Consider the following 12004-nt stretch of genomic DNA (forward strand, 5'->3'; position numbering starts at 1 on the left):
GATAAAAAACATAAAGTCTGATATTTGTGATGATTATGGGGGGACAAACACATTGTTATTTAAAAAAGAGAGTAAAAAGAAAAACACTGCTTTTTTCACACAGCAGGATGATGGGATAAAACGAATCAATTTTCCGGAGAATACGGACATTGCCAAACAAATTAAAATGATTGATTTGACGCAGCAAGACCTTTTTATCTTGAAACAACTGAATCCAATCGTTCAAGATGAAATTGAACATATCGTCGATAAATTTTATAAAAACCTAGAAGTCGAGTCTTCCTTGATGCACATCATTCAAGATAATAGCTCAGTCGAGCGTCTAAAGAAAACACTACGCATTCATATTAGTGAAATGTTTGCTGGTGTGATTGACGAATCTTATGTGGCCAAAAGAATTAAAATTGCACAAGTTCATTTAAGAATTGGACTTCAACCTAAATGGTATATGGCAGCCTTCCAAGACCTATTGCTATCCATTATGGATTTATTTGCCCAGCATATCCAAGATTTCAAAGAATATCAGACGGCAGTGAAAGCGACGACGAAAATTTTAAATCTAGAGCAGCAGCTTGTCCTAGATACGTTCCAAAATGAATACTCTAAAGTTCGTGATGAAGCAGAACTACAGCAAAAAGAGCTTCATACAAAAATTACAGAAACATCTAATTCACTTGCTTCTCTCTTCTCAAACACAACAAATGCAGTGGACAAACTTGTATCAAAATCTGATGAGATGGCGGATATGTCACAGGCTGGCACAAAGATTTCAGCACAAGTTGAAGAGAAATCAATTGGCGGTAAAAAAGAGTTAGAAATTCAGCAGACGCAAATGAACCAAATTGACGGCAGTATGACAAAGATTGAAACAGAAATTAAACGCTTAGAAGAAATCGCGAAACAAATTGAACAAATTTTTGGGATCGTCACAGGTATTGCGGAGCAAACGAATTTACTATCTTTAAACGCTTCAATCGAATCAGCTCGAGCAGGTGAACATGGCAAAGGCTTTGCTGTCGTTGCAAATGAGGTTCGCAAATTATCAGAGGATACAAAGAAAACGGTTTCAACTGTATCTGAGCTCGTCAACAACACAAATTCACAAATCGCCATTGTGTCACAGCATATTGCTGATGTGAATTTACTTGTGACAGACAGTAAAGAAAAAATGACCCAAATCAACTCGCTATTCGATGATATCGTCAGCAGCATGAACTTAAGCAAAAACCAAAATGGAAAAATTGAAATAGATTTGCAAACATTCCTAAATGAATTGAAAGAAGTCAAACAAACAGTGTCCCAAGTGGCAAGTTCGGTCGAGTCCTTAACGAGTCTGACAAATCACTGATCCAGTCATTCTTCTTCTGTTTTAGTATAATAGAAGAAAAGATAGAAAAGGCGGGATTTGATTGACAGCAATTTGCCTAGTCAGACACGGTGAAACCGATTGGAATGCAGCGAAACGAATTCAAGGACGAACAGATATCCCTTTAAATGACACTGGTAAATGGCAAGCGGAACAAACCGGTCTTTACTTAAAAGATGCCCACTGGGATGTTGTCATTTCCAGTCCGCTATCAAGGGCAAAAGAAACAGCTCATTTGATTTTACAGCATGTACATGCACCGCTCGTGATCATGGACGATTTTATTGAACGTGACTATGGCGACGCTGAAGGCATGTCATTTGAGGAACGTCAGAAACTGTTTCCAAATAAACAGTATCCAAATATGGAACCACTATCGGCACTTCAAGATCGAATGCTAGAAGGTATCGAAAAAGTGAGAGCAACCTACCCAGATCAACGGGTACTAATCGTAGCACATGGTGCTGCCATCCATGCCTTACTCACCTCACTAGCTGACGAACATATGGGTATTAAGGATACAAGACTTGAGAATGCCTGCTTAAATTATGTGGAATGGACAGATGGTGAATGGAAGGTGAACGATTACAACGTGGTCAGCCATTTAACACAATCTGCCCCTTCTTAAAGAACCTGTTTTCATAGCAGGTTCTTTTTCATGTCAAAAACAATGATAAAATAATATTTTTTTATATCGAAATTCGAAATAGATGATAGCCTTTTCTACCTATTTTATGGCATTTCGGGTATCGAATGTTTATCCTCAAATGGATCATGAGAAAAAAAGCACGATTCCTTTTTAATAGGAAACCGTTGGAAATATAGAATAAACATATTTTACCATCATTTCCAAGCGACTTAATTCCCTATTTTTCGCTAGGACTTCCACAAAAATTCGGGCCTACTCTTATTTGCCTATCTCTATTAAACTGAAAATACAGAATAATCAAACGGATCATTCTTATAGACTACGGATGATTATTCTGAAATAAGAAAAAAGGGATGTGGAATGTGCGTGAAAAAGAAAAATGTGATGACAAGTGTTTTATTGGCTGTCCCTCTTCTGTTTTCAGCAGGGTTTGGAGGCTCGATGGCAAATGCCGAGACTGCCTCAAAGTCAGAAAGCGAAAAAAGCTATATCGTTGGCTTTAAAGCTTCTGCCACCACAAACAGCTCTAAGAAACAAGCAGTGACACAAAATGGTGGGAAATTAGAAAAACAATACCGCCTCATTAATGCTGCACAAGTGAAGATGTCTGAACAAGCCGCAAAAAAACTTGAACACGACCCTAGCATTGCTTATGTAGAAGAAGACCACAAAGCAGAAGCATATGCCCAAACCGTCCCTTATGGTATCCCTCAAATCAAAGCTCCAGCCGTACACGCTCAAGGTTATAAAGGTGCTAACGTCAAAGTAGCTGTCCTTGATACTGGAATCCACGCCGCACACCCTGACTTAAATGTTGCAGGCGGTGCTAGCTTCGTCCCTTCAGAGCCAAATGCCACACAAGACTTTCAATCACACGGAACTCACGTAGCCGGAACCATTGCTGCCCTTGATAACACGATTGGTGTTCTTGGGGTTGCGCCAAGCGCCTCCTTGTATGCCGTTAAAGTGTTAGATCGAAACGGCGATGGACAATACAGCTGGATTATCAGCGGTATTGAATGGGCTGTTGCCAATAACATGGATGTCATCAATATGAGCTTAGGCGGACCAAACGGCTCCACAGCGCTTAAAAATGCTGTAGACACAGCGAATAACCGCGGAGTAGTTGTCGTTGCCGCAGCAGGGAATTCAGGTTCAATTGGCTCTACTAGCACCGTAGGCTATCCTGCAAAATACGACTCTACAATTGCTGTTGCCAACGTGAACAGCAACAATGTCAGAAACTCGTCTTCTAGCGCAGGTCCTGAATTAGATGTTTCTGCACCTGGTACATCGATTTTAAGTACAGTACCAAGCAGTGGATATACGTCTTATACGGGAACATCAATGGCATCTCCTCATGTAGCAGGAGCAGCAGCGCTTATCCTTTCTAAGTATCCGAATCTATCAACGTCTCAGGTTCGTCAGCGCTTAGAAAATACGGCAACACCGCTTGGTAATTCGTTCTATTATGGAAAAGGATTAATTAACGTTCAAGCGGCTTCTAACTAAAATAATTGTGACAAAAAAATCCGGCGAACTGAGCCGGATTTTTTATTTATTGCTTTTTCGATGTTTCCTCTTTTTTTGCGGCTTTTTCCATATCGATGATTCTCTCCATCATCGTCGGGTGTCCATAGCGGAAGATTTTCACTAAAAGTGGCGGATTGACTTGGGAAAGCCCTGATTTTGCAAGCTTTTGAAATGACGTCACCCCCGCCTCTCCATCTTTCGTCAAGTTCACGGCGTATTCATCAGCTGCACGTTCTTGATGCCTTGACACAGCATTTGTAAAAGGAGAAGCAACAAATGACAGCATAGATACAATGATCAACAGAAGTGGAAGAGCAGCAACATCATGTGGTGCCTTCAGACGAAATGAAGAAGCGCCTTTTTGGTAAAGGGAAAAATAAAAACGGTCAATGGCAAAAAATCCAACCAGAGACAGCACTAAATATCCTGCTAAACCGATATACACATGCTTCATCACGTAATGTCCCATCTCATGCGCCATGATAAATAAGATTTCACGGTCTTTCAGCTTTTGAAGTGTCGTATCCCACAAAACAATACGCTTATTTTCACCAATTCCTGTGACGTAAGCATTCATCGTGTTTGTTTTCTCTGACATGTTGACTTCATATACATGATCTGCTGGAATGTTTGCTTTCTCTGCAAGAGTTAATATCTTTTTCTCAAGAGCTTGATCCTTCAATGGGTAAAAATCATTGTAGAGTGGATCAATAACGACCGGCTGTATAAAGAAGAGAAACAGTGTAACTGGAACGGTTAAACACCAAGCATACAGCCACCAATATTTCCTTTTCTTTTGAATGAGCCAAAAGAACACAATCGCGCATAGAACAAGCAGTGGATATTGAATCCAAAAATCAAGCGTTTGGTCTTTTAGCCAACTTGCCGTGCTTTGTGTTGAAACACCATAGTACAAGGACAACTGGTAGCCCACCCACTTGACCGGCAATGTGATCAGCATCGTCAAAAGTGACAGCACAAACACATACACAAGTTTGCTCAAAAGGTGAAAACGAGCTGCTGCCAAGCTCCAATCTGCTAATTTCCTTGAAAACCCTGAAATGAGCAAAAGGAAAAAGACATACCAATCTAAAGGAATTGTCATAAAGTACAACAGGTTACGAATGTTCGAGTAATTTCCACTGATCAAAAGCTCATGGCTTGTCATAAATGTATGCGGGTCTGCACTTGTCCCTTTCACACTGTCAGGGACAGATGAATCCCCCATTAGAAATAAGTAAGAATAAATAAAAAGACCGTACAATATGTATGCTACCGTTGCAAGAGCTACCCATTTGCGTACTCGCACTGGTCAGCCTCCTTTCCATTTCTCTCTCTATTGTAATCACGCACGTTTTTGTTTAGAACCTGTCTCATGTGGCTCCATCATAGCATGCCCTATCTGAAAAAGCTTGAGTGAAAAAAATGATTATGCTGTTCAAAAATCGGAGAAACTAACTATAAAAAAGTGAGTTGGAGGTTCATCATGAAGAAAATCCTTGCAGGAATTGTGATCTTTGGGCTTTTACTGATTACCTTCTTTTATGTGTTCAGCCGGACAAGTGACATCTTCGATGAAAATCGAGCAGAGAAATTATTGCTTTCACCGACGAACCAGTCCATTTCTTATGAAATAGATGATAAAGATACAACTGAGGATCTAATTGAACAATTAAACAAAGGGAAACAAACAAGCAGCCATCTCAAAAAGAATGTAAAGAAGCCAGATTATATCGCCAAGGTCATGTTCGGACGGACAAATGGCACTTCTTTTCAGCTATGGACCAACCGCTCTCAAGTTGTTTTTTTAGTAGACGGCACCTATTATGAATTAAATCAAAAACAGTCAAATTCCTTTCGAAAACAGGTACAAGAAGCGATTCAAAAAGGAGCCTCTTCATAAGAAGAGACTCTTTTTTTATTTACTTGTTTCTGCTTGGTACTTATCCTTTAGCGCTCTTCTTAAAATTTTACCAGTCGTGTTTTTTGGAATATCATCAATGAAATGGATCGTTTGGGGCTGCTTATATTTCGCCAAATAGCATGAACAATGTGTGATGATGTCTTCTTGATTGATGTGAGCATGTTTCTTAGGGGAAATGTAGCAGACAACAGCCTCTCCTGTGTTTGGATCGGGCACACCGATGACAACGGCTTCTGCTACAGCTTCATGTTGATAAAGCACTTCTTCTACTTCTCTTGGATAGACATTATACCCGCCAACGAGAATCATGTCCTTTTTTCGATCGACGATATAAATATATCCGTCTTCATCTCTTCTCGCCAAATCTCCTGTGTACAGCCAGCCATCTTTCAGTGCTGCTTCTGTGTCTTCTGGCATTTGATAATAGCCTTTCATAATGTTTGGCCCTTTTGCAATCAATTCTCCGACTTCGTTTGGTCCAACTTCCTCTCCAAGTTCATTCACGATCTTATTTTTCACATTCATAATATCAGTTCCGACTGAACCTGGTTTTCTTTTTCCATCAAGGGGATTGAATGCCGTCACTGGGGAAGCCTCTGACAATCCATAGCCCTCTAACACCGTGACACCGAACTTTTCTTCAAAACCGTGAAGTAAAGCAACAGGCATGGACGCACCGCCTGATATACAAATCCTCACCGACTTCATCGCTTCCTCATGACCGTCCTGACGATATAAATAGTTATACATGGTTGGAACACCAACAAATAGCGTTGGTTTTTCTTTCTCCATCATTCGTAAAAGCTCTGATGGGCTGAAATGCGGCAGGACATAGATGGTCGCTCCATGAATCAAGGGGGCATTCATACAGACGGTCAAACAAAACACATGGAACATCGGCAATGCAGCAATCACCTTGTCCTTCTCATCAATTGACAGGTACTCCGCAATGTCTCTTGCATTTGAATATAGGTTAACATGAGTGAGCATTGCCCCTTTTGGTTTTCCTGTTGTGCCAGATGTAAATAAAATAACGGCCGTATCGTCAGGTTGTATGGAAGGATGCTCAGTTTCCGGCGCATCTCCAGACACAAGCTTTCCGAAGAAAACAAGACGATCAGATACTTCTTTTAAACTTGACCTGCACGCAGATTCATTTTGTGCACAAATAATGACTCGTTCAATAGCTGGAAGCTGTTCATACACCTGCTCGTATATCGGCAGAAGCTGATCCGGTGCAACAATCCCTTTTACATCACCAGTGACCAGCATATAGCCGATTTCACTTGGCGTATATGTTGGATTGACAGGTACAACAACAAGCCCTGCCTTTAATGCACCAAAAAATGAAATCACAAAATGCGGTGAATTTCCTAAAATCAGCGCGATATGATCTCCCGCTTGAAACCCTTCGCTCACTAAACCATCTGCAAAACGTTCGATACTTGTCATCAGTTCTTGATAGGTCCACTTGTTCCCTTCAAAGATCAGTGCGACGTTCTCTCCCTTGGTCATCGCAGTCTGCTCAAGATTTTTGATCAAATCCATTCTCCCACCCCTTATACTTCATCAATGAATGAATAGCCATTCATTTTATGACCAAACATTCCTCCTTTCTATTATAATAGACAATCGAAAAAATTCACAAGATCAAATGTAAACCGCTTTCATCTCTTTCATTAGAAAAAGCACCGCTATCTCTAGCCGTGCTTGTCCTTGCTTAATAAATCAAATCCAGAAAATCTTCTTTTGATACGTTACCAAAATAATGGCGCATATCCATGTCTTCTAATACATCACTAATGGTTTTGCGATCATATTGCTGCCCAATGAGTCGTTTCTCAATATCAGCAATATCTCCTACACCGAAGAAGTCACCAAAAATTTTGCAGTCTTGAATGATGCCTTTTTTCACTTCTAATCGAAGATCAATCGATCCAGCTGGAAAACGCTTAGAGTGCTGCAAGTTAAACTTAGGTGAACGGCCGTAGTTCCATTCCCATTTTTGGTATCGATCACGAGAAATCTCATGAATCTTCTCCCAATCCTTTTCTGTCAGCTGATACTCAGGCACGTCTCCGTTCGTGTCAAAAATATAGCTTAAAAGAATTTTTCTAAATTCTTCTGTTGTCATCTTTTGATCCATCAGTTCACTAATATTCGCAACCCTGCTTCTAATGGATTTGATGCCTTTTGATTCGATCTTTTCTTTCTTCACATTTAATGCCGAGACAACATGTTCGATTTCTGAATCAAATAATAGGGTGCCATGACTGAAGATACGTCCTCGTGTAGCAAATTGAGCATTCCCAGAAATTTTACGCCCATCTGCCATGATGTCATTTCTGCCGCTTAATTCCGCTTTGACGCCAAGCTTTTCAAGCGCTTTGATGACTGGCTCGGTGAATTTTTTAAAGTTATGAAAGCTGTCCCCATCGTCTTTTGTAATAAAACTGAAGTTCAAGTTTCCTTTGTCATGGTAAACTGCACCACCGCCAGATAACCTGCGAACGACTTTGATGCCATTGTCTTCCACATATTTTGTATTGATTTCTTCTATTGTATTTTGGTTCTTTCCAATAATAATGGATGGCTGGTTGATGTAAAACAGCAAATACGTTTCTTCTGGATCTAAATATTTTAAGCAATACTCTTCAATTGCTAAATTAATCATTGGGTCATAATGTTGCTCGTTATCGATAAACAGCATCTCTATCTTCCTTCCTTGTTCCATCTAAGCCCTGATTGGGCAAGCTGTATATTGCCAGTATATAACGCCTGTGCTTCATTGACTAGGTCTTTATGCCGACCGAAATGAGGCAGATGGGTGATGATGAGCTCTCCAACATTTGCTTCACTTGCCAGCTTCCCTACTTCAGTGCTGTTCATATGTCCTGCACCCGATCCGTCTTGTCCGGCGTAAAAGTTGCTTTCGGCAATAAGTAAATCTGCATCCTTGCTAAAAGGGATAAATGCATCTTGATAGCTGGAGTCAGCTGTATACACAACCACAGCCTCATTTGCCTGAATTCTCATCGCATAGCATTCTGCCGGATGAACCGTTTTCAAAAAATCAATTTGAAATGGTCCGATTTGAATGCCCTCTTCCGGGTGATAAGGTTTTGTCTTTGTATGTACATCATCAGAGAGCCGCTGAAATGCTGCTTGATCCCCGGTATGTCCGTAGATCGTCAGCGGACCACTGCTTTTTCCTAAATGATAACCCACTAGCTTCGCGTATTGGAGAGGTCCGATATCTGCAACATGATCGTGATGATAATGAGAAAGGAGTACAGCATCTAGTTCTTCTATATCAATGTATTGCTGAAGCTTTGACAGAACTCCGCTCCCGCAGTCAACAAGCAGACGAAAACCATCTGATTCAAAAAGATAACCTGATGTGGCTTCACCAGCTGCTGGAAATCCTCCGTAGCAGCCAATCACGGTTAATTTCATCGTCATATTTCCTCCTTTTCAAAAAATCCCCTTCTTACAATATACCCATTTTTCATAAAAAAAGCATTCTTCTTGCCTATTGTTACAAAACAGATTGACAATTATCAATCTGTTATAATACAATGATAACAATAAAACGTATTGGAGGATGACAAATGCTAGGAAAAATCACTGAGTTTTTTAGAAATTTGCCTTCAAAAAAATGCACAAAATGTGGAAATGATTTAATGGAACAGCACGAGTGTTACGGTAATGAATGTGAGGAATGCTCACAAGTAAGTTATCTTAAATAAGGAAATAAATAGAACAAAAAAGCACTTTTTTCCTCCTTCGTCAGTTGGAGTCAAAAGTGCTTTTTATTTTTTCTGAAAAATAGGTAAAAAGGTAAAACCCTTGTTACAGAAGGGTTTTTTAGTATTTTCATATGATGACTTTTAGTTCAGAAGGCACTTTTTATTGACTCAAAACAACGAAGGGGGTTCGAAGTGTCCATTTTTTCAAATAATTTTGTATTTTCTTAATATAATTTAATCGTGGACGAACCTCTTTAATTTTAGTTATACTTTAATTCATATATTAAAACTTAATATAATGGGAATATTCCTTTAATGAATATGTTAGGGAGGAAATCTATGAAAAAATTAAAATTTGGATTAGCTACTCAAATCCTAATCGGTCTTATTCTCGGTGTCGTGGTTGGTGCGATCTTTTTCGGTAACCCTGGTGTTGAGACATATTTAAAACCAATTGGAGACTTCTTCTTACGACTCATTAAGATGATTGTCATTCCGATTGTCGTATCTAGCTTAATTTTAGGTGTTGCAGGTGCGGGTGATGGAAAAAAAGTAGGGAAGCTTGGTTTTAGAACCATTCTTTATTTTGAAATTATCACAACGTTTGCGATCATCCTTGGTCTTGTGCTTGCAAACTTTGTTCAACCAGGTGCAGGCGTTGACTTTGGACATACAGAAAAACAGGATATTAGCCAGTATGTTGAAACGGAAAAAGAACAAAGCAGTAAATCAGTTGCTGATACGTTCCTTCATATCGTTCCGACGAACTTCTTCCAATCATTGGCGGAAGGTGATTTGCTTGCGATTATTTTCTTCACTGTATTATTCGCACTTGGCGTTTCAGCGATTGGTGAACGCGGCAAACCAGTGCTCGCCTTCTTTGAAGGTGTGTCACATGCGATGTTCCATGTCGTCAATGTTGTGATGAAAGCTGCACCATTTGGTGTATTCGCGCTCATTGGTGTGACAGTATCAAAATTTGGTCTTGAATCTCTTGTTTCATTAGGTAAGCTCGTAGGTCTTGTTTATTTTGCGCTCGCTCTCTTCCTTATCGTTGTATTCGGAATTATTGGAAAGATGATTGGCGTCAATATTTTCAGATTTCTTGCTTACATGAAAGACGAAATGCTTCTCGCCTTTAGTACATCCAGCTCTGAAACAGTTTTACCGAGAGTCATGGATAAAATGGAGCGCATCGGGTGTCCAAAAGGAATTGTTTCTTTTGTTATCCCAATTGGTTATACGTTTAATCTGGACGGCTCCGTCTTGTATCAAGCCATTGCGGCGCTTTTCCTAGCGCAGGTATATGGCATTGACCTCACGATCGTACAGCAGCTCACACTAATCCTTGTATTGATGGTGACATCAAAAGGAATGGCTGCCGTTCCTGGTACATCCTTTGTTGTATTACTTGCAACACTTGGAACGATCGGTGTTCCTGCTGAAGGTCTAGCCTTTATTGCAGGTGTTGATCGTATCATGGATATGGCAAGAACCGTTGTCAACTTAACTGGTAATGCACTTGCAGCTGTCGTGATGTCTAAATGGGAAGGGCAATATGACCCTGAAAAAGGACACCGCGTGATGACTGGACAAGATGTACCTGAGCCAACACAACTTTCAAGCTAATCAAAAAGAACCCCGCGATCGGGGTTCTTTTTTTATACTGTGATTAATTTGCTTTGAACATAGTGGTACAGAAGATTGGCTGTATGAATCAATGAGTCTTCATGGGTTCTTTCAAAGGCATGCGAAGAGTCAATGCCAGGTCCAATCAGTCCATGAATGATATCATGCCCTGCTCGAATCGCTGCTGACGCATCTGAACCATAATAAGGGTATATATCAAGGCGGTAATCGATCTTATTTGCCTCAGCTAATGCTGCTAAATGTTTGCGCAGACCATAGTGATAAGGACCGCTAGAATCCTTCACACATATTGACACACTGTATTCATCGGTTGATTGACCGTCACCGATAGCTCCCATATCAACAGCCAAATATTCCACCGTTTCTTCCGGGATATTCGAGTTCCCACCGTATCCGATTTCTTCATTATTTGAAATTAAGAAATGTGTCGTATGCGGCAATGTGATGTTCTCTGTTTGAATGCGGTGAATCAATCTCAGCAACAACGCCACACTTGCCTTATCATCAAGGTGTCTTGATTTAATAAAACCTGAAGATGTCACTTCCACTCTAGGATCAAATGAGATAAAGTCTCCTACTTGAATGCCAAGTGCTTGCACATCGTCTGCATTTTTCACTTTCTCATCTAAGCGAATCTCCATATTTTCTTGATTTCGCTTCGCTTTTCCAGCATCCTCATATACGTGAACGGACGTTTGATGCATCAGAATGGTACCTGTGTATGTACGGCCTGTTACTGTTTCAATTTCACAATACTCGCCTTCTATCGAGTTATATTGAAAGCCTCCAATGAGTGCAAGACGCAGCCGGCCATTTGATTTAATTTCTTTGACCATCGCACCGAGCGTATCGACATGTGCTGTCAGCATGCGGTGTTCCTTGTCATCTGTTCCTTTTAGGGTGGCAATTAATCCACCTTTTCGATTTCGCTTCGTTTCAATATTTAAATCTTGTAAAAAACGTTCGACAAAGCCAATCACTTTCTCAGTATTTCCTGATGGACTTGGGATCGACACAAGCTTTTGAATAAGCTGAATCGTTTCATTTACTTCCGTTGTCATTCGGCATATCCTCCTTCATCTAAAAGAAATTCTTTCCAAGCATGCCTTTTTTCAGCATCCTTCTTAAAATAT

The 12004-nt window shown here is 40.2% G+C and carries 10 protein-coding genes and 1 pseudogene; 6 read left to right on the plus strand and 5 right to left on the minus strand.

Translation table 11 applies throughout. From position 1 onward, the window contains the following. Positions 1-40 precede the first annotated feature (40 nt). The 3 genes and pseudogenes from MHI20_RS15125 to MHI20_RS15135 all read left to right on the plus strand — a co-directional run. Positions 41-1348, plus strand: a pseudogene (locus MHI20_RS15125) (globin-coupled sensor protein); the annotation flags it as partial. Between the two features lie 61 nt (positions 1349-1409). Then, entirely contained in the window at positions 1410-1994 is a 585-nt protein-coding gene (locus MHI20_RS15130) for a histidine phosphatase family protein (RefSeq protein WP_025207047.1), read from the plus strand. 387 nt (positions 1995-2381) lie between these two features. After that, on the plus strand, positions 2382-3527 hold the full coding sequence (locus MHI20_RS15135; RefSeq protein ID WP_045034875.1) for a serine alkaline protease SapB: 1146 nt from the start codon (positions 2382-2384) through the stop codon (positions 3525-3527). Positions 3528-3573: 46 nt separating this feature from the next. Here MHI20_RS15135 and MHI20_RS15140 read toward each other — a convergent pair whose 3' ends face one another. Beyond that, a complete protein-coding gene (locus MHI20_RS15140; RefSeq protein ID WP_193804203.1) occupies positions 3574-4857 on the minus strand; it encodes a M48 family metallopeptidase in 1284 nt (427 codons plus the stop codon). Positions 4858-5034: 177 nt separating this feature from the next. Between MHI20_RS15140 and MHI20_RS15145 the strand changes: the two genes are divergently transcribed. Further along, a complete protein-coding gene (locus MHI20_RS15145; protein ID WP_007497192.1) occupies positions 5035-5451 on the plus strand; it encodes a hypothetical protein in 417 nt (138 codons plus the stop codon). Between the two features lie 15 nt (positions 5452-5466). Here the strand turns inward: MHI20_RS15145 and MHI20_RS15150 are convergent, their stop codons facing one another. The 3 genes from MHI20_RS15150 to MHI20_RS15160 form a co-directional block, all read right to left on the minus strand. Next, the gene (locus MHI20_RS15150) at positions 5467-7020 is read right to left on the minus strand and encodes a fatty acid--CoA ligase family protein (protein WP_340939519.1); all 1554 of its coding nucleotides are present in this window, start codon (positions 7018-7020) and stop codon (positions 5467-5469) included. 172 nt (positions 7021-7192) lie between these two features. After that, on the minus strand, positions 7193-8182 hold the full coding sequence (locus MHI20_RS15155; protein WP_008348846.1) for a lipoate--protein ligase: 990 nt from the start codon (positions 8180-8182) through the stop codon (positions 7193-7195). 2 nt (positions 8183-8184) lie between these two features. Then, positions 8185-8928 carry an MBL fold metallo-hydrolase gene (locus MHI20_RS15160; protein ID WP_045034874.1) on the minus strand — a complete coding sequence of 248 codons (744 nt, stop codon included), beginning with the start codon at positions 8926-8928 and terminating at the stop codon, positions 8185-8187. 155 nt (positions 8929-9083) lie between these two features. On the opposite strand from MHI20_RS15160, the gene yhfH reads away from it, so the two are divergent. Together yhfH and MHI20_RS15170 are read left to right on the plus strand one after the other, a co-directional pair. Then, positions 9084-9221, plus strand: a complete 138-nt coding sequence (gene yhfH, locus MHI20_RS15165; RefSeq protein ID WP_008359029.1) for a protein YhfH — start codon at positions 9084-9086, stop codon at positions 9219-9221. A 339-nt stretch (positions 9222-9560) separates the two neighbouring features. After that, a complete protein-coding gene (locus MHI20_RS15170; RefSeq protein ID WP_008348850.1) occupies positions 9561-10850 on the plus strand; it encodes a cation:dicarboxylate symporter family transporter in 1290 nt (429 codons plus the stop codon). Positions 10851-10882: 32 nt separating this feature from the next. Here MHI20_RS15170 and MHI20_RS15175 read toward each other — a convergent pair whose 3' ends face one another. Next, a complete protein-coding gene (locus MHI20_RS15175) occupies positions 10883-11932 on the minus strand; it encodes a M42 family metallopeptidase (RefSeq protein WP_024720001.1) in 1050 nt (349 codons plus the stop codon). Positions 11933-12004 lie beyond the last annotated feature (72 nt).

Origin of the sequence: Bacillus sp. FSL K6-1106 (assembly GCF_038005245.1) — a bacterium.
Taxonomy (GTDB): Bacteria; Bacillota; Bacilli; order Bacillales; family Bacillaceae; genus Bacillus; species Bacillus altitudinis.